This window comes from Mycobacterium sp. URHB0021, assembly GCF_054057895.1.
The window spans coordinates 6838353-6858148 of the sequence record NZ_JBSRZT010000002.1 but is presented as its reverse complement, the minus strand read 5'-3'; the positions used below and the strand labels follow the sequence as shown (position 1 = coordinate 6858148).

Sequence of the window (19796 nt, the reverse complement as noted above, 5' to 3'; positions counted from 1 at the left end):
GTAGGGTTCTGGGGTGCAGGTCATCTCGGCGGAGTCGACGGAGCTGTTCACCGGGCCGCCGGACGCGCCGCTGCAGCTGGTGCGGGTCGCCCATACCGGCGGCGCCGCGGAGGTCCGGATCGTCGGTGACGGCCTGAGCACGCCGTCACCGGTGATGGCCTCCGCGGAGGGCTCGGTCGAAGTGCCGGTCGCCGTGACGGCCCCCGTCGTCGGTCAGCTACGCGATGCCGCGATCCTCGCCGGCGACGCCGCCACGCCGTTCACCTTCACCGTTGCCGAGCCCGGCTGGACCATGCACATGGTCAGCCACTTCCATTACGACCCGGTGTGGTGGAACACCCAGGCCGCGTACACCAGCGTGTGGACCGAGGATCCGCCCGGCCGGTGCCGGCAGACCAACGGGTTCGAGCTGGTCCACGCGCACCTCGAGGTGGCGCGCCGCGAACCGGAGTACAAGTTCGTGCTCGCCGAGGTCGACTATCTCAAACCGTACTGGGACACCCATCCCGAGGACCGTGCCGACCTGCGCCGGCTCATTTCCGAGGGCCGCGTCGAGATCATGGGCGGCACCTACAACGAGCCGAACACCAACCTCACGAGTCCGGAGACGACGATCCGGAACTTCGTGACCGGCATGGGTTTTCAGCGTGGCGTGCTCGGCGCCGACCCGGCCACCGCGTGGCAACTCGACGCGTTCGGGCACGACCCGCAGTTCCCCGGCATGGCCGCCGACGCCGGACTGACATCCAGCTCGTGGGCCCGCGGCCCGCACCACCAGTGGGGGCCGATGGCCGCAGGCGGCGACCCCGAGCGCATGCAGTTCGCCAGCGAGTTCGAATGGGTCGCCCCATCTGGACGCGGTCTGCTGACCCATTACATGCCCGCGCACTACGCCGCCGGATGGTGGATGGATTCGGCGGCGTCTCTCGAGGAGGCCGAGACCGCCACCTACGGTCTGTTCGCATCGCTGCGGCGGGTGGCGTTGACCCGCAACGTCCTGCTCCCGGTCGGCACCGACTACACGCCGCCGAACAAGTGGGTCACCGAGATTCACCGCGACTGGAATGCGCGCTACACCTGGCCGCGTTTCGTCTGCGCGCTGCCGAGGGAATTCTTTGCCGCCGTGCGCGCCGAACTGGACGCCCGCGGCATGGCCGCCTCACCGCAGACCCGCGACATGAACCCGATCTACACCGGCAAGGACGTGTCGTACATCGACACCAAACAGGCCAACCGGGCCGCCGAGGACGCCGTGCTCGACGCCGAGCGCTTCGCGGTGTTCGCGGGGCTGCTCGGAGGAGCCACCTATCCGCAGGCCGCGCTTCAGAAGGCGTGGGTACAACTCGCCTACGGCGCACACCACGACGCAATCACGGGGTCGGAGTCCGATCAGGTCTATCTCGATCTGTTGACCAGTTGGCGCGACGCGTGGGAGCTCGGGACCACGGCGCGCAACAATGCGCTGCAGCTGCTGTCCAGCGCGGTCGACGGATCAGTGGTGGTGTGGAACGCCTTGGCGCACAAGCGCACCGATGTGGTGACCGTCCGGCTGGGCCGCGCCGCCGGAGCGGGCGTGCGGGTGATCGACGCCGATGGCGCAACGCTGCCGGTGCACGTCGAGCACAGCGGACGCTCGCTGAGCTGGCTGGCGCGCGATGTGCCGTCGCTGGGGTGGCAGTCCTATCGGTTGGTTCCGGGTGAGCACGATGAAGGATGGGAACCCGTGGGCGGCAACGCGATCGCTAACGGGCACTACCGGCTGCTGGTGGACCCCATGAGGGGTGGCGGGGTGGGCTCCCTGGTCGAGCTCGCCTCCGGGCGCGAGCTGATCGGCGACGGCCGAGTGGGCAACGAGCTGGCCGTCTACGAGGAGTATCCGGCCCACCCGCAGGCCGGTGAAGGTCCGTGGCACCTGCTGCCGAAGGGGCCGATCGTCTTGTCGTCGATGGATTCCGCAGAGGCGCAGGCCTACCGCGGCCCGCTGGGAGAACGACTGGTCGTGCGCGGTCGGATCGGCGAATTGCTCTGCTATAAACAGACCTTGACGTTGTGGCATGGCGTGGACCGGCTGGACTGTGAGACCACGATCGACGACTTCGCCGGCGCCGACCGCCTGATCAGGCTGCGCTGGCCGTGTCCCGTGCCCGGCGCGCTACCGGTCAGCGAGGTCGGCGACGCCGTGATCGGACGCGGCTTCGGGCTGACCCACGGACGGGATCCGCGGTCCGCCGTCGACTCCGCGGTGCACCCGTGGACGCTGGACAACCCGGCTTACGGCTGGTTCGGGCTGTCGTCGGCGGTCAGGGTGCGCGTCAACAGCCGGGAGGTGCGCGCGGTGTCTGTGGCCGAGGTGGTGACGCCGACCGAGTCGGTGTCGGCGCACTTGGCGCGTGCCCTGGTGGTGGCGCTCGGCCGCGCGGGCGTCACAGCCACCTGCAGTAGCGCCGACAAGCCGCGATACGGTGATCTTACCGTCGACTCCAACCTGCCGGACACCCGGATCGTGCTCGGTGGTCCCGACCAGAATGCCTTCACTGCAGCCGTTTTGGCTGCCGCCGATCCGGTGTACGCCGAAGAGCTGAAGCGGCAGCTGTACGCGACGGGAGCCGCGCGGGTGTGGGTGCCCGCGACGTCGCCGCTCGTCGACCGGTGGGTGCCGGATGCCGATCTGCGAGGTGCCCGTGCGTTGCCGGTGCTCGTCGTCGCCGGATCGGATCTGGACGTCACGGTCGCCGGGGTGGTCGGTGATCTCGATGACGCCGAGATCACCGTCGAGCAGGAAGCTCCCGCGCAGTCGGGACCCTTCGAGGCCAGGACGGTTGCGGTGCTCAACCGCGGGATGCCCGGGTTCGCCGTCGATTCCGACGGCACGCTGAGCCTGTCGCTGATGCGGTCGTGCACGGGTTGGCCGTCGGGCACATGGATCGATCCGCCGCGCCGGACGGCACCCGACGGCTCGAATTTCCAGCTGCAGCACTGGACCCACTCGTTCGACTACGCGCTCGTGTCCGGCGACGGTGACTGGCGAGCCGCGGGAGTGCCGAGCCGCAGCGCGGAGTTTTCCCGGCCGCTCCTCGCGGTCGGCGAAAATACCAGGGCGGCAGGGGGATTGCCGTCCTGGGGCTCGCTGCTGGAGATCGAACCGGCCGGCAAGGTCTCTCTCGGGGCCCTCAAGGCGGCGGGCAACCCGCTGACAGCGGGCAGCGGCCAACCCGTCGACCCCGCCGAGGCCGTTGCGGTCCGCCTGGTCGAGACGTGCGGTGCCCCCACCGATGTCGTGGTCCGCTCCGGGCTGCGCCGGGTCTCGGCGGCCTCCCGCGTCGACCTCCTCGAACAGCCCCGGCTACAGGAACTCTCGCAAGACGGGCTGACGCTGCACGGCTACGAGATCGCCACCGTGCTGACCCGGCTGAACCTACCGCGGATGATCGAGGCCGATCACGCAGTCCTGGCGCCCGAAGCCGAAGCAGCGCAGCCGCTTTATGCACGGTACTGGCTGCACAACCGCGGACCCGCGGCACTGGGCGGGCTGCCCGCCGTGGCCCATCTCCACCCGCAATTCGCGGTAGCGGAGCCCGATTCCGAAGTGCGGCTTCGTCTTACCGCGGCCAGTGACTGCAGCGACGCGGTCCTGCACGGCAAGGTCCACCTGCTGTGCCCCGACCGCTGGACTTCCGATCAGGCCGAGCTGGCGTTCGTGTTGCCGCCCGGCGAGCACCTGGAGTCCGACATCGCCGTCGCCGTACCCGCTGACGCGCCACCGGGCCTTTATCCACTGCGTGCCGAACTTGTGGTCACGGGTAGCGATGCCGGTTCGATGCCGCCGGCGTGGCGTCAGGTGGTCGAGGACGTGTGCATCGTTTCGGTCGGCGCGCCGCAGGGACAGGTGCTGCTACGGCTGGTCGACGAGCCGGAAGCGGTGGAACTCGCGGCCGGTGAGACGGCCAGGCTGGCGGTCACGGTCGGCACCGACGCCCGTGCGGATCTCGCGGTCGAGGCGCACCTGATCAGCCCGTGGGGCACCTGGGACTGGTTGGGGCCTGCGGCGGTCGGCGCCGAGGTGCCCGCCGGGGGTGCGGTGGAACTTGCCTTCGAGGTGGCACCGCCGGTGTGGGTGGAGCGCGGTCAGTGGTGGGCGCTGATCCGGATCGGTTGTGCGGGAAGCCTGGTCTACTCGCCTGCGGTCACGGTGACGGTGCGGTGACACCGCAGCGCGCCGCCACCGTCGACGGCATCGTCGTGTCCGTTACCGAGGTGGACGCCCGCGAGGAACGGCTCCGGGCGACGCGGCTCGCCTCGTCGCTGCCCGACCGCCGCACCAGCGAGGGCCGGCAGTTGCGCCGCTGGCTGACCCAGCTGCTGGTATCCGAGCGTGTGGTGGCGAGCGAGGCGGCCAGGCGGGGCCTCTCCGCCGCCGGCGCACCGAGCGAGGACGAGCTGCTGCCGGATATCACCGCGCATATGGAGATCGGCAGTGTGGCCGCATCGGTGCTTGCCGATCCATTGGCGCGCGCGTTGTTCGTGAGCTTGACTGCCGGGGTGGACGTCACCGACGACGCCGTCGCCGCCTATCACGTGCGTAACCCGCTGCGGTTCGCCGCACCGCGGAAATGGACGGCTGAACCGGCCGACCCGCCCCCGCTCCACGACGTGCGCACCGAGGTGAGGGAGCATCTGCGCGCGGCGGCCAGGCGCCGCGCGTTCCGGCTGTGGCTCGACGGCAGGTTCGACGCACTCGTCGAACTCGCACCCGGCTATGAGCACCCCGGCGATCCCCGACAACCCGACAACACCCATAGGCACTGAGATGTCTCCTATGTCTCCTTCTTCCCCCTCCGAGCTCACGCTGGCGCTCGACATCGGCGGCACCAAGGTCGCCGCAGGCCTCGTCGACGACGCCGGTGAGATCGTCCAGCAGGCCAAACTGCCCACTCCCGACGGTGATGCCGAAGCGGTGTGGGCGGTTGTCGACACGCTCGTCACCGAAGCGCTGGCGGCCGCGGGTGGCCGAGTGAGCAGGGTGGGTATCGCGTCGGCCGGGCCTATCGATCTGCCGAGTGGCACAGTCAGTCCTATCAATATCACTGCGTGGCAACGCTTTCCAATTGTCGAGCGGGTGTCGACGCTCGCGGGTGTACCTCTGCGGCTCGGCGGGGACGCGCTGTGCCTGGCCCTGGGTGAGCGCTGGCGCGGTGCCGCGCGTGGCGCCGAGTTCCTGCTCGGGATGGTGGTCTCCACCGGGGTCGGTGGCGGGCTGGTGCTCGACGGCGCCCCCTACGACGGCCGCACCGGCAACGCGGGCCACGTCGGCCATGTCGTGGTCGACCCGGACGGCGGGCCGTGCTCGTGCGGCGGGCACGGCTGCGTCGAGACTGTCGCCGCCGGCCCCCGGATGGCGCAGTGGGCACGGGACAACGGATGGGACGCCCCGGCCGAGGCCGATGCCAGGGAACTGGCCGATGCTGCCTACGCAGGACATCCGGTGGCGCTGCGCGCCTTCTATCGCGGGGGCATTGCGGTCGCCGCCATGATCGCGTCGGTCGGCGCGGTCTGCGATCTCGACGCGGTGGTGATCGGCGGCGGCGTGGCCAAGGCCGGGAAGCTGCTCTTCGACCCGCTGCGCCATGGGTTGGAGCGGCATGCGCGGCTGGATTTCATCCGCGACCTGCGGGTGTTGCCCGCCGAGCTCGGGAGCGACGCCGGTCTGGTCGGCGCCGCTGCCCTGGCGCGCGACAGTTCGTCCTTCTGACCGTCAGGCCGTCGTGTTCTCGACCACGGCGCGTGACCGCAGCTTGCCCTCCGACAGCAGACCGAGCGCCTTGGACGCCTCGTCCATGGGAAAACGGTCCACCACTGTGCGCACCTTCCCGGCTGCGGCCAGGTCCAGCACCATCCGCATCTGTTCGCGGTTGCCGAGAAGTGACGTCTTGATCACCTGACCGAGGGCGAACGGAAGTCCGTCGACCGTCAGCGGTACGCCGGTGACCAGCGTGCCGCCCCACTTGAGGGTCCGCAGCGCCTGCGTTGTCACCTCATCGGACGGGGCGAACGTGATCACCGCGTCCATGGTGTCTGCTAGCGCGTCGAGAGCCGATGGATCCGAGGAGTTCACGATGTGGGCGGCGCCCAGTTCGCGTGCGACGCGCAGATGGTCTTCGCTTCGGCCCACCGCGGTGATCTCGGCGCCCGTCAGAGCCGCGAACTGCAGCGCCATGTGGCCGACCCCACCCAGCCCGAAGATCGCCACGGCGTCGCCCGGGCCGACGTCGAGCTTGTCCACCGCGCCATAGGCGGTGATGCCCGGGCAGAACAGCGGCGCGGCGTCGGCCAGGTCGAGGCCGGCCGGCACATGGTAGGTGTGCGCGGCGTTGGACAACATGTACTGCGCGTAGCCGCCGTCGACGTTCTCGCCGGTGATCCTGCGCTGATGACACAGTTGTTCCCGGCCGCTGGTGCAGAACTCGCATTCCTCGCATGTCCACCACAGCGGCTGGACGCCGACGGCATCGCCTGCCGCGAAGTCGGACACCCCCGCTCCGACGGCGGCGACGTGGCCGGTGACCTCGTGACCGGGAACGATCGGGCTGATCGACGGGGTACCGGCGTCGACCCAGTCCCCCTCGATCATGTGGAGGTTGGACCGGCACACACCGCAGGCGGCGACCTTGATCAGCAGCTGCCCGTCACCGGGTTCGGGGATGGCGGCCTGACGCCACTCCAGCGGGTTTTCGCTCAGCGGCGCGGGCTTGTCCAGTTCGTTGGCGTACATGGTGGCTGGACGGTCAGATGTCGCGGTCATGCAGGACACATACCCTCTCTCACCCGCTGTTGTCGATGCGTCTGGCGCGCGAGTGTGCGTGAACTCGGCAGTTTTCGCGGCGTGTCGGACGCGGACACGCACGCTCGCGGGCAGGGGTGGTCGGCGTTTTGGCTGATCGGGGGGCGACAGGCTATTCTTGGCCCGTTCCACCGAAGACCGTCGGTCACCGAGAAATCGGTTGAAGGTCCGGGATTACCCGGGCGGCCCACGCAGGAGGACGAGGCTACTGGTTCATTGTCACGCCCCGACCTGTCTGCGTCGGGGCGTTCGTCGTTTCCGGGCCTTGTGATCGGTCGGCCTCGGTCTGTGGCGGGACACCCGAATACCAACCACGAGGAGGCATGCATGGCCAAGGCTGACAAGGCCACCGCGGTTGCCGACATCGCCGAGCAGTTCAAGGACGCGACGGCGACGCTCGTCACCGAGTACCGCGGACTGACGGTGGCCAACCTCAAAGACCTGCGCCGATCGCTCGGTGACTCCGCCACCTATACGGTCGCCAAGAACACGCTGGTCAAGCGTGCCGCGGCGGAGGCGGGCATCGAGGGTCTCGACGAGCTTTTCGTCGGTCCCACCGCGATCGCGTTCGTCAAGGGCGAGGCTGTCGACGCCGCCAAGGCGATCAAGACCTTCGCCAAGGACAACAAGGCGCTGGTCATCAAGGGCGGCTACATGGACGGCCGTCCGCTCAGCGTCGCCGAGGTCGAGCGCATCGCCGACCTGGAGTCGCGCGAGGTGTTGCTGGCCAAGCTGGCCGGCGCGATGAAGGCCAATCTGTCGAAGGCCGCCGCCCTGTTCAACGCTCCGGCGTCGCAGGTTGCCCGGCTGGCAGCTGCCCTGCAGGAGAAGAAGGCCGGCGAAGAAGAGGCCGCGTAGCGGTCGCGCAGTACCACCCACCAAACCATCAGCACGATTAGCCAAGAAGAAGAATTCAGGAAGGACCCATCATGGCAAAGCTGTCCACCGACGACCTGCTCGACGCGTTCAAGGAACTGACGCTGCTGGAACTGTCGGAGTTCGTCAAGAAGTTCGAGGAGACCTTCGAGGTCACCGCCGCCGCGCCGGTCGCCGTAGCCGGCCCGGCCGCTGCGGCCGCTCCCGCCGAGGCCGCCGAGGAGCAGTCGGAGTTCGACGTCATCCTCGAGGGTGCCGGTGAGAAGAAGATCGGTGTCATCAAGGTCGTCCGCGAGATCGTCTCCGGCCTGGGCCTGAAGGAGGCCAAGGATCTGGTCGACAGCGCCCCCAAGCCGCTGCTCGAGAAGGTCTCCAAGGACGCCGCCGAGGAGGCCAAGGGCAAGCTCGAGGCTGCCGGCGCTTCGGTCACCGTCAAGTAGTAGCTCGATTCGCGCAAGACGCCCCCGCATACGCGGGGGCTTCTTCGTCTCTTGGTCGTTTCTACGCAGGCGATCCAGCAAACCCGTGGAGGCCCCGCCTCGCATCGTGTGAGCAGTAATAATGTGAGCTCACATCGGTGTTAGGGGCATGATGCGTAAGCTACAGTGACTCAAGCCACAGGCGGGAGCCATGTGGCGTGCCATTCATTGGTGGAAGGATTCGCGCGTGGGCATCGGAATTCAGGTTGAGGGACTCACCAAGTCCTTCGGTCCCCAGCGAATCTGGGAAGACGTCACCATGGAGGTTCCGGCCGGTGAGGTCAGCGTGCTTCTGGGCCCTTCCGGTACCGGCAAGTCGGTGTTCCTGAAGTCTCTGATCGGGCTCCTGCGTCCCGAGCGCGGCAAGATCATCGTCGACGGCACCAACATCATCGAGTGTTCGGCCAAGGAGCTCTACGAGATCCGCACGCTGTTCGGCGTCATGTTCCAGGACGGCGCGCTGTTCGGCTCGATGAGTCTCTACGACAACACCGCTTTCCCCTTGCGTGAGCACACCAAGAAGAAGGAAAGCGAGATCCGCAACATCGTCATGGAGAAGCTCGACCTGGTCGGCCTGGGCGGCGACGAGAACAAGTTCCCCGGTGAGATCTCCGGCGGTATGCGCAAGCGTGCCGGGCTGGCCCGCTCGCTGGTGCTGGACCCGCAGATCATCCTCTGCGACGAGCCCGACTCGGGTCTGGACCCGGTTCGTACGGCCTACCTGTCCCAGCTGCTGATCGACATCAACGCCCAGATCGACTGCACCATCCTGATCGTCACGCACAACATCAATATCGCCCGCACGGTGCCCGACAACATGGGCATGCTGTTCCGCAAGCACCTGGTCATGTTCGGGCCCCGCGAGGTGCTGTTGACCAGTGACGAGCCCGTGGTCAAGCAGTTCCTCAACGGCCGCCGCATCGGCCCGATCGGCATGTCCGAGGAGAAGGACGAGTCGACGATGGCCGAAGAGCAGGCCATGATCGACGCCGGCCACCACGATGGCGGTGTCGAGGAGATCGAGGGTGTGCCGCCGCAGATCCTGGCCACCCCCGGCATGCCGGAGCGGCAGGCCGTGGGCCGCCGCCAGGCCCGTGTGCGCGAGATCCTGCACACGCTGCCCCCGGCCGCGCAGGCCGCGATCCGGGACGACCTCGAAGGCACCCACAAGTATTCGGCCCACGAGTTCGGTGACACCGGCGATACCACCACCCGTCGCCGCACCGAGGACGAGGCGCCGACGGGTCGCATCCCGGTCAGCGAGGAGCGCTAGCCTCACCGCACCGCCACCCAGCAGCGGCGGTGGCCGACCAGTGGACCCGACGCCCTGACACCGCGGGCAATTTCTGTAAACGGCCCCGACGCTTTCAGCCTCGGGTTACCGTGGCCGCGGTCTGGGACAGGAGACGGCATGGTCAACCGGTTCTTGGTGTGGCTGGGCGCGGGCGTGGTCGCCGCAGGGATGACGGCGGCCGTCGCCACCGGGGCCGCGGCCGCGGATACCGGTTCCGAGTCGGGCGCCGGTGGCGCGACGTCGTCGGCGTCGACGAAATCCATTGACGACAAACCGGATTCGGAGAAGAACGGGTTCGCCGGTGACGGGTCGTCGGTGAAGCGCCATGGCCCGGTAGCGAAAACCGACGAGGGCGCAGGCGCCGCCGACGACGCCAAAGACGTCAAGCACCCGGACGCCGACAAGCCGGATGCCATGGACCCAACCGACACGGTTGCGACCGACGAAGACACCGACGTCACAGAGCCGATCACCGCGGAGCCGATCGTCAAGGACGATCCGCCGGTACAGGAGTCGAAGCCCTCGGGCGACGACTCCGACGGTCCGGTTGCCGGTCTGACCGCCGAGCACTACGCCAAGGACAACGGGTCAGCCGGTTCCGGAACCGCCAAGCCCATCACGACCGAGGTGGTCGAAAAGCCTGCCGCTACCGACTCCGGTGACAACGCCGAAGAAGCCGCCGTCGTAGACGTCGTAGACGACGTAGACGACGTGGACGACGTAGACGGCGGGGACTACAGGGACCCGGTCATCGCGCCGGAGAAGACGCCCGACGAGTCCACGCCCGCGGTGGCGGACCCACTGGCCACGGTTGTCGACACACCAGGCGCAGACGAGGACCACGCCACGTTCAGCGCCCGTAGCGCAACTTTCGCGATGTCTGCCGTGCAGTCGGCTCCGGAGATCACCGCCATGGCTGTCGCGCCGCCGCCGCCTTCGCTGATCAACGTGATCGGCACGCTGATCTTCACCATCTACAACGTGGCTTTGCGCCTCTTCGAAGGGCCGCCGGTGCTACCCCCGGGCAGTACGGTCACCGTGCGCAGTTCGACGCTCACGCTCGGTCCGGGGAAGGTGGTGCCCGCGGACTGGTACTTCCCGGCCGATCCGGACCCGACCAGGCTGATCTACCTCCAGCACGGCTTCCTGGCGAGCGGACGGTTCTACAGCTACACCGCGGCGACGTTGGCCCAGGAAACCCACAGCGTCGTGGTCGCGCCCTCGGTGACGTCGAACTTCTTCGCCATCGACGGCTTCTGGATCGGGGGTGCTCCGCTGCAAGGCGCGGTCGCCGACCTCTTCAACGGTGATCGAACTGCGCTCACCGACAGCGCCTCCACGGCGATCGGGCGCAGCGTCGACCTCCCGCAGCGGGTGGTGATCGCGGGCCACTCGGCCGGCGGTGGTCTGGCGCTCGCGGTGGCCGGCTACATGGCCGAGGACGGCACGATCGACGACCTGGCCGGCCTCGTCCTCCTCGACGGGGTGGCGCTCGGCGACGTCACCTCCACCGTCTCCGAGAACATCCCGGACTCTCTTCCGATCTATCAGATCTCGTCGCCCCCGTACGCATGGAACATGTTCGGCGCCACCAGCGCCGCCCTGGTCAAAGCGCGTCAGGGCGAATTCAACGGGGTCGAGCTGGTCGGCGGCTCGCACATCGACGCGATGCAGGGCGGCAACCCGCTGATCCAATTCGGCGCCTACTTGATCGCGGGCTTCTCGAAGCCACAGAACATCGAGGCGGTCAAGATTCTCGCGGTGGGCTGGATCAACGACATGTTCGCAGGCACCGACGAAGGCGTCGACGGTGATCCGGGTGAGGTGATTCCGATCCCCACCATTGCGGGGCCCGCCACCGCCGTCGCACTTCCGGCGTCCGAGAGCGGGCTGTCGCCGCTGGATCAGGTGCTGCAGTCGTTGTTCCTGGTGGGTTCACAGTTCTTCTTCACGCTCGGGTCGTCGACCCCCCAGTCCGTCGAGAGTAAGGAGTTGATGGCGGCCTGACAGCGTGGCAGACGACGAAAACAGCTGGGGGACAAGCCTGTTGGGTCGAACAATCAGTTCGTGCAGTTCGTCGTGGGTTCGATCAACGACTGCTGTGGCGACGCCCACACCGGCGAGTATCACGGCACGCAGCCGGCCGATGGAGCCTCGTCACCGACGCCCTGGTCGAATCCGTCGGGATACTCACCGTTGTTCACGGGGAACTGCGCGGTTGATCCCGGCGCGGCATTCGGGCTCAGAAATGCGGCGGTCGACGGAAAACTCCACACCAAACACGGCCCTATCTCTTGACGGACGGAGGCAAACGGGCCAATCTGTTGGGCAGCATGTGTGCACGGGTTGAGGACGCCAGCCAGCGCCCGGTGACTTTTGCATGCGGTGGTTGAGGAATACGCCGTCCTGCGGTACTGTTGGACGTTGCGCTGGCTGCATCCTGCCCACCCACACCCGCACATGACACCGATGTCCTAGCCTGAGTCCGCTCAGTGATCTAGTCGCGTGCCGTGCGTACGGGCACTTTGGGCTTGAGAAGGCCAGCCGAACCGACGCAGATATAGCGACGCAAAGGAACCGGCCTCGCCGGCTCTCGAAAGGTCGCATGAGGTGCTGGAAGGATGCATCTTGGCAGGCTCAGGCCAGATCAAGTCAGTCTCTACCAACAACAACTCCGTTCCCGGAGCACCCGACCGAATCTCCTTCGCAAAGCTGCGTGAGCCGCTCGAAGTTCCGGGGCTTCTGGACGTCCAGACCGAGTCATTCGACTGGCTGGTCGGATCGGATAGTTGGCGCGAGAAGGCGGCGGCCCGCAACGACGCGATCAACCCCGTCGGCGGCCTGGAAGAGGTGCTCGCCGAACTCTCACCGATCGAGGACTTCTCCGGCTCGATGTCGCTGTCCTTCTCGGATCCGCGCTTCGACGAGGTGAAGGCACCCGTCGACGAGTGCAAAGACAAGGACATGACGTACGCGGCTCCGCTGTTCGTCACCGCGGAGTTCATCAACAACAACACCGGTGAGATCAAGAGCCAGACCGTCTTCATGGGTGACTTCCCGATGATGACCGAGAAGGGCACCTTCATCATCAACGGCACCGAGCGTGTCGTGGTGTCCCAGCTGGTCCGCTCACCCGGTGTGTACTTCGACGAGAACATCGACAAGTCCACCGAGAAGACGCTGCACAGTGTCAAAGTGATTCCCGGCCGCGGTGCGTGGCTGGAGTTCGACGTCGACAAGCGCGACACCGTCGGTGTCCGCATCGATCGCAAGCGTCGTCAGCCCGTCACCGTGCTCCTGAAGGCGCTGGGCTGGACCAACGAGCAGATCGTCGAGCGCTTCGGCTTCTCCGAGATCATGATGGGCACGCTGGAGAAGGACAACACCGCGGGCACCGACGAGGCGCTGCTCGACATCTACCGGAAGCTTCGCCCGGGCGAGCCGCCCACCAAGGAGTCCGCGCAGACCCTGCTGGAGAACCTGTTCTTCAAGGAGAAGCGCTACGACCTGGCCCGCGTCGGCCGCTACAAGGTCAACAAGAAGCTGGGCCTGAACGCAGGCCAGCCGATCACGTCGTCGACGCTGACCGAAGAGGACGTCGTCGCCACCATCGAGTACCTGGTGCGTCTGCACGAGGGCCAGACCACGATGACCGCCCCCGGCGGCACCGAGGTTCCGGTGGAGACCGACGACATCGACCACTTCGGCAACCGTCGTCTGCGCACCGTCGGCGAGCTGATCCAGAACCAGATCCGGGTCGGTCTGTCCCGCATGGAGCGCGTGGTCCGCGAGCGGATGACGACTCAGGACGTCGAGGCGATCACGCCGCAGACCCTGATCAACATCCGTCCCGTCGTGGCGGCGATCAAGGAATTCTTCGGCACCAGCCAGCTGAGCCAGTTCATGGACCAGAACAACCCGCTGTCGGGTCTGACCCACAAGCGCCGCCTGTCGGCGCTGGGCCCCGGTGGTCTGTCCCGTGAGCGCGCCGGCCTCGAGGTCCGCGACGTTCACTCCAGCCACTACGGCCGGATGTGCCCGATCGAGACCCCGGAAGGCCCGAACATCGGCCTGATCGGGTCGCTGTCGGTGTACGCCCGGGTGAACCCGTTCGGCTTCATCGAGACGCCGTACCGCAAGGTGGTCGAGGGTGTGGTCACCGACCAGATCGACTACCTGACCGCCGACGAGGAGGACCGCCACGTCGTGGCGCAGGCCAACTCGCCGACCGTCGTGGCCGATGGCGGTGACAAGTTCGCCGAAGATCGCGTCCTGGTCCGCCGAAAGGGCGGCGAGGTCGAGTACGTGTCGTCCGATCAGGTCGACTACATGGACGTCTCGCCGCGCCAGATGGTGTCGGTCGCGACGGCGATGATCCCGTTCCTTGAGCACGACGACGCCAACCGCGCCCTGATGGGTGCCAACATGCAGCGCCAGGCGGTTCCGCTGGTGCGCAGCGAGGCCCCGCTGGTCGGCACCGGCATGGAGTTGCGCGCCGCGATCGACGCCGGCGACGTCGTCGTCGCCGACAAGGCCGGCGTGATCGAGGAGGTCTCCGCCGACTACATCACCGTGATGGCCGACGACGGCACCCGGCACACCTACCGGATGCGCAAGTTCGCCCGCTCCAACCACGGCACGTGCGCCAACCAGCGCCCGATCGTGGATTCCGGTGAGCGGGTGGAGGCCGGACAGGTCATCGCCGACGGTCCGTGCACCGAGAACGGTGAGATGGCGCTCGGCAAGAACCTGCTGGTGGCGATCATGCCGTGGGAAGGCCACAACTACGAGGACGCGATCATCCTCTCCAACCGTCTGGTCGAAGAGGATGTGCTCACCTCGATTCACATCGAGGAGCACGAGATTGACGCCCGCGACACCAAGCTGGGCGCCGAGGAGATCACCCGGGACATCCCGAACGTCTCCGATGAGGTGCTGGCCGATCTCGACGAGCGCGGCATCGTCCGCATCGGCGCCGAGGTCCGCGACGGCGACATCCTGGTCGGCAAGGTCACCCCGAAGGGCGAGACCGAGCTGACTCCGGAGGAGCGGCTGCTGCGTGCGATCTTCGGTGAGAAGGCGCGCGAAGTCCGCGACACGTCGCTGAAGGTGCCCCACGGTGAGTCCGGCAAGGTCATCGGCATCCGCGTGTTCTCCCGCGAGGATGACGACGAGCTGCCCGCCGGCGTCAACGAGCTGGTCCGTGTCTACGTGGCGCAGAAGCGCAAGATCTCCGACGGCGACAAGCTGGCCGGACGCCATGGCAACAAGGGCGTCATCGGCAAGATCCTCGCCGTCGAGGACATGCCGTTCCTGCCCGACGGCACTCCGGTGGACATCATCCTGAACACGCACGGTGTGCCGCGACGGATGAACATCGGCCAGATCCTGGAGACCCACCTCGGGTGGGTGGCCAAGAGCGGCTGGAAGGTCGACGGTTCGCCCGAGTGGGCGGAGCGGCTGCCGAAGGAACTGCTCGAGGCTCAGCCGGATTCGATCGTGTCGACGCCCGTGTTCGACGGTGCTCGCGAGGAGGAGCTGCAGGGGCTGCTGTCCTCGACGCTTCCGAGCCGCGATGGCGAGACTCTCGTCAACGCGGACGGCAAGGCGATGCTGTTCGACGGCCGCAGTGGCGAACCGTTCCCGTACCCGGTGACGGTCGGCTACATGTACATCCTCAAACTGCACCACTTGGTGGACGACAAGATCCACGCCCGCTCCACCGGTCCTTACTCGATGATCACCCAGCAGCCGCTGGGCGGTAAGGCGCAGTTCGGTGGCCAGCGGTTCGGCGAGATGGAGTGCTGGGCCATGCAGGCCTACGGCGCGGCGTACACGCTGCAGGAGCTGTTGACCATCAAGTCCGACGACACCGTCGGCCGGGTCAAGGTGTACGAGGCGATCGTCAAGGGCGAGAACATCCCCGAGCCGGGCATCCCCGAGTCGTTCAAGGTGTTGCTCAAGGAACTGCAGTCGCTGTGTCTCAATGTCGAGGTGCTTTCCAGTGACGGAGCTGCGATCGAAATGCGTGACGGCGATGACGAGGACCTGGAGCGCGCTGCCGCCAACCTCGGAATCAACCTGTCCCGCAACGAATCCGCCTCCGTGGAGGATCTTGCGTGATCTTCGGCGACCTCGCCTCCGTAGTTGTTTGTTTTTCTAATCCCGAGAGGGGAAAGGGAGTTACGTGCTAGACGTCAACTTCTTCGATGAACTCCGCATCGGCCTTGCCACCGCGGATGACATCCGCAATTGGTCCTTCGGCGAGGTCAAAAAGCCGGAGACCATCAACTACCGCACGCTGAAGCCGGAGAAGGACGGCCTGTTCTGCGAGAAGATCTTCGGACCGACTCGCGACTGGGAGTGCTACTGCGGCAAGTACAAGCGCGTCCGCTTCAAGGGCATCATCTGCGAGCGCTGCGGCGTCGAGGTGACGCGCGCCAAGGTGCGCCGTGAGCGGATGGGCCACATCGAGCTGGCCGCGCCCGTCACGCACATCTGGTACTTCAAGGGCGTGCCGAGCCGCCTCGGTTACCTGCTGGACCTGGCGCCGAAGGATCTCGAGAAGATCATCTACTTCGCGGCCTACGTCATCACCTCCGTGGACGACGAGATGCGCCACAACGAGCTGTCGACGCTGGAAGCCGAGATGGCCGTCGAGCGCAAGGCGCTCGAGGATCAGCGTGACGCCGACCTGGAGGCTCGGGCGCAGAAGCTCGAGGCCGACATGAAGGAGCTCGAGGACGAGGGCGCCAAGTCCGACGTCAAGCGCAAGGTGCGCGACGGCGGCGAGCGCGAGATGCGTCAGCTGCGTGACCGTGCCCAGCGTGAGCTGGACCGGCTCGAAGAGATCTGGACCACCTTCACCAAGCTGGCACCCAAGCAGCTGATCGTCGACGAGGTCCTCTACCGCGAGATCGTCGACCGCTACGGCGAGTACTTCCAGGGCGCCATGGGCGCCGAGTCGATCAAGAAGCTCATCGAGAACTTCGACATCGACGCCGAGGCCGAGTCGCTGCGCGACGTCATCCGTAACGGCAAGGGCCAGAAGAAGCTTCGTGCTCTCAAGCGGCTCAAGGTCGTCGCGGCCTTCCAGTCCAACAGCAATTCGCCGATGGGCATGGTGCTCGACGCGGTTCCGGTGATCCCGCCGGAGCTGCGCCCGATGGTGCAGCTCGACGGTGGCCGCTTCGCGACGTCGGATCTCAACGATCTGTACCGCCGCGTGATCAACCGCAACAACCGGCTCAAGAGGCTGATCGACCTCGGCGCACCCGAGATCATCGTCAACAACGAGAAGCGGATGCTGCAGGAGTCGGTGGACGCGCTGTTCGACAACGGCCGTCGCGGCCGGCCCGTCACCGGGCCCGGCAACCGTCCGCTGAAGTCGCTGTCCGATCTGCTCAAGGGCAAGCAGGGCCGGTTCCGTCAGAACCTGCTCGGCAAGCGCGTCGACTACTCGGGCCGTTCGGTCATCGTGGTCGGTCCGCAGCTCAAGCTGCACCAGTGCGGTCTACCGAAGTTGATGGCTCTCGAGCTGTTCAAGCCGTTCGTGATGAAGCGTCTGGTCGACCTGAACCACGCGCAGAACATCAAGAGCGCCAAGCGCATGGTCGAGCGTCAGCGTCCGCAGGTATGGGACGTCCTCGAAGAGGTCATCGCCGAGCACCCGGTGCTGCTGAACCGCGCACCGACGCTGCACCGCCTGGGCATCCAGGCCTTCGAGCCGCAGCTGGTGGAGGGCAAGGCCATTCAGCTGCACCCGCTGGTGTGTGAGGCGTTCAACGCGGACTTCGACGGCGACCAGATGGCCGTGCACCTTCCGCTGAGTGCGGAGGCGCAGGCCGAGGCGCGCATCCTGATGCTGTCGTCGAACAACATCCTGTCGCCTGCGTCGGGCCGCCCGCTGGCCATGCCGCGTCTGGACATGGTGACCGGGTTGTTCTTCCTGACCACCCTGATCGAGGGCGACACCGGCGAATACACGTCGGCCGCCAAGGACCAGCCGGAGTCGGGCGTGTACAGCTCGCCTGCCGAGGCGATCATGGCGATGGATCGCGGTGCGCTCTCGGTGCGCGCCAACATCCGGGTGCGGCTGACGCAGCTGCGTCCGCCCGCCGACGTCGAGGCCGATCTGTTCGGCGATGCGGGTTGGAAGCCGGGCGATGCCTGGACGGCCAACACCACACTCGGCCGGGTGATGTTCAACGAGCTGCTCCCGCTTGGATATCCGTTCGTCAACGAGCAGATGCACAAGAAGATCCAGGCCCGGATCGTCAACGATCTGGCCGAGCGCTACCCGATGATCGTGGTCGCGCAGACCGTGGACAAGCTGAAGGACGCCGGCTTCTACTGGGCCACCCGTTCGGGTGTCACCGTGTCGATGGCCGACGTGCTGGTGCCGCCGGAGAAGGGCGAGATCCTCGAGCGGTATGAGGCCGAAGCCGATGGCATCGAGAAGAAGTACCAGCGCGGTGCGCTCAACCACGACGAGCGCAACGAGGCGCTGGTGAAGATCTGGCAGGACGCGACGGAGGAGGTCGGCGAGGCGCTGCGGAGGCACTACCCCAAGGACAACCCGATCATCACGATCGTCGACTCGGGCGCCACGGGTAACTTCACCCAGACGCGCACGCTGGCCGGCATGAAGGGTCTGGTGACCAACCCGAAGGGTGAGTTCATCCCGCGTCCGATCAAGTCCTCGTTCCGTGAGGGCCTGACGGTGCTGGAGTACTTCATCAACACGCACGGCGCCCGAAAGGGTCTGGCGGACACCGCTCTTCGTACCGCTGACTCGGGTTACCTGACTCGTCGTCTGGTGGACGTGTCGCAAGACGTCATCGTGCGCGAGACCGACTGTGAGACCGAGCGCGGCATCAACGTCACGCTGGCCGAGCTGCAAGCCGACAAGTCGCTGGTGCGCGATCAGCACATCGAGACCTCGGCCTACGCGCGGACCCTGGCTCAGGACGCGGTGGATGCCACGGGCAACGTGGTCGTCGAGCGCGGTCACGACCTGGGCGACCCGGCGATCGACGCACTGCTGGCCGCGGGTATCACCGAGGTGAAGGTCCGCTCCGTGCTGACCTGCACCACCGGCACCGGCGTCTGTGCGATGTGTTACGGCCGTTCGATGGCGACGGGCAAGCTTGTCGACATCGGCGAGGCGGTCGGCATCGTGGCCGCGCAGTCGATCGGTGAGCCCGGCACACAGCTGACCATGCGTACGTTCCACCAGGGCGGCGTGGGTGAGGACATCACCGGCGGTCTGCCGCGCGTGCAGGAGCTGTTCGAGGCCCGCGTGCCACGGAACAAGGCGCCCATCGCCGACGTCACCGGGCGCATCCAGCTGGAGGAGGGTGAGCGCTTCTACAAGATCACCATCGTTCCCGACGATGGTGGCGAGGAAGTCGTCTACGACAAGCTCTCCCGCCGTCAGCGTCTGAAGGTGTTCAAGCACGACGACGGCACGGAGCGTCTGCTCACCGATGGTGACCACGTCGAGGTGGGCCAGCAGCTGATGGAAGGCTCGGCCGACCCGCACGAGGTGCTACGTGTCCAGGGCCCCCGCGAGGTGCAGATCCACCTCGTCAAGGAGGTCCAGGAGGTCTACCGCGCTCAGGGCGTGTCGATCCACGACAAGCACATCGAGGTCATCGTCCGGCAGATGCTGCGTCGCGTCACGATCATCGATTCGGGTGCGACGGAGTTCCTGCCCGGCTCGCTGACCGAACGCGGCGAGTTCGAGTCCGAGAACCGTCGGGTGGTGGCCGAGGGTGCTGAGCCCGCGGCCGGCCGCCCGGTGCTGATGGGTATCACGAAGGCGTCGCTGGCCACCGACTCGTGGCTGTCGGCGGCGTCGTTCCAGGAGACCACCCGCGTGCTGACCGATGCGGCGATCAACTGCCGCAGCGACAAGCTGCAGGGTCTGAAGGAGAACGTGATCATCGGCAAGCTGATCCCGGCCGGTACCGGTATCAACCGGTACCGCAACATCCAGGTGCAGCCGACCGAAGAGGCACGGGCCGCGGCGTACACGATCCCGTCGTACGAGGATCAGTACTACAGCCCGGACTTCGGCCAGGCCACCGGAGCCGCGGTTCCGCTGGACGACTACGGCTACTCCGACTACCGGTAGTCATCGGTTCTAAGAGAAAGCCCCCGCCATGTGCGGGGGCTTTTTCTTTGACTTCTGTGCCGCATGTTCGCTGCGGCGTAGCCACTCTTCATGGATGCCGTGGCGGCGGTGGTCATCCCCCGGTTGTTGTCATCATGCTCAGCGTGGCGATCACGCTTGTTGTCCGTCGAG

General features: G+C 66.9%; 10 protein-coding genes. 9 read left to right on the top strand and 1 reads right to left on the bottom strand.

Going from position 1 to position 19796, the window contains the following annotated elements:
* Positions 1–13: 13 nt before the first annotated feature.
* From ACVWWN_RS35810 to ACVWWN_RS35800, 3 genes are read left to right on the top strand one after another with little or no spacing between them, the layout of a single operon-like run.
* Entirely contained in the window at positions 14–4204 is a 4191-nt protein-coding gene (locus ACVWWN_RS35810) for a glycoside hydrolase family 38 N-terminal domain-containing protein (RefSeq protein ID WP_457148083.1), read from the top strand.
* Positions 4201–4806, top strand: coding sequence for a DUF7158 domain-containing protein (locus tag ACVWWN_RS35805; RefSeq protein ID WP_457148082.1), 606 nt, complete (start codon positions 4201–4203; stop codon positions 4804–4806). The genes ACVWWN_RS35810 and ACVWWN_RS35805 overlap by 4 nt, the downstream gene beginning before the upstream one ends.
* A 10-nt stretch (positions 4807–4816) precedes the next feature.
* Positions 4817–5749: an ROK family protein gene (locus tag ACVWWN_RS35800; RefSeq protein WP_457148081.1), complete on the top strand. Its 933-nt coding sequence runs from the start codon at positions 4817–4819 to the stop codon at positions 5747–5749.
* Positions 5750–5752: 3 nt separating this feature from the next.
* Here the strand turns inward: ACVWWN_RS35800 and ACVWWN_RS35795 are convergent, their stop codons facing one another.
* Entirely contained in the window at positions 5753–6799 is a 1047-nt protein-coding gene (locus tag ACVWWN_RS35795) for an alcohol dehydrogenase catalytic domain-containing protein (protein ID WP_457148080.1), read from the bottom strand.
* A 366-nt stretch (positions 6800–7165) separates the two neighbouring features.
* Between ACVWWN_RS35795 and rplJ the strand changes: the two genes are divergently transcribed.
* The 6 genes from rplJ to ACVWWN_RS35765 all read left to right on the top strand — a co-directional run bounded on the left by rplJ (position 7166) and on the right by ACVWWN_RS35765 (position 19625).
* Positions 7166–7696, top strand: coding sequence for a 50S ribosomal protein L10 (gene rplJ, locus ACVWWN_RS35790; RefSeq protein WP_457148079.1), 531 nt, complete (start codon positions 7166–7168; stop codon positions 7694–7696).
* A gap of 71 nt (positions 7697–7767) precedes the next feature.
* A complete protein-coding gene (gene rplL, locus ACVWWN_RS35785; protein WP_457148078.1) occupies positions 7768–8154 on the top strand; it encodes a 50S ribosomal protein L7/L12 in 387 nt (128 codons plus the stop codon).
* A gap of 226 nt (positions 8155–8380) precedes the next feature.
* Positions 8381–9466, top strand: coding sequence for an ABC transporter ATP-binding protein (locus ACVWWN_RS35780; protein WP_457148077.1), 1086 nt, complete (start codon positions 8381–8383; stop codon positions 9464–9466).
* 138 nt (positions 9467–9604) lie between these two features.
* A complete protein-coding gene (locus tag ACVWWN_RS35775; protein WP_457148076.1) occupies positions 9605–11494 on the top strand; it encodes an alpha/beta hydrolase in 1890 nt (629 codons plus the stop codon).
* Positions 11495–12097: 603 nt separating this feature from the next.
* Positions 12098–15610, top strand: coding sequence for a DNA-directed RNA polymerase subunit beta (rpoB, locus tag ACVWWN_RS35770; protein ID WP_457148075.1), 3513 nt, complete (start codon positions 12098–12100; stop codon positions 15608–15610).
* A gap of 64 nt (positions 15611–15674) precedes the next feature.
* A complete protein-coding gene (locus tag ACVWWN_RS35765; protein ID WP_457148074.1) occupies positions 15675–19625 on the top strand; it encodes a DNA-directed RNA polymerase subunit beta' in 3951 nt (1316 codons plus the stop codon).
* Positions 19626–19796 lie beyond the last annotated feature (171 nt).

Coding starts and splice junctions, on each gene's coding strand:
- ACVWWN_RS35800 (WP_457148081.1), top strand. CDS start 4,817: ATGTCTCCTTCTTCCCCCTCCGAGCTCACGCTGGCGCTCGACATCGGC.
- ACVWWN_RS35795 (WP_457148080.1), bottom strand. CDS start 6,799: ATGACCGCGACATCTGACCGTCCAGCCACCATGTACGCCAACGAACTG.
- rplJ (WP_457148079.1), top strand. CDS start 7,166: ATGGCCAAGGCTGACAAGGCCACCGCGGTTGCCGACATCGCCGAGCAG.
- rplL (WP_457148078.1), top strand. CDS start 7,768: ATGGCAAAGCTGTCCACCGACGACCTGCTCGACGCGTTCAAGGAACTG.
- ACVWWN_RS35775 (WP_457148076.1), top strand. CDS start 9,605: ATGGTCAACCGGTTCTTGGTGTGGCTGGGCGCGGGCGTGGTCGCCGCA.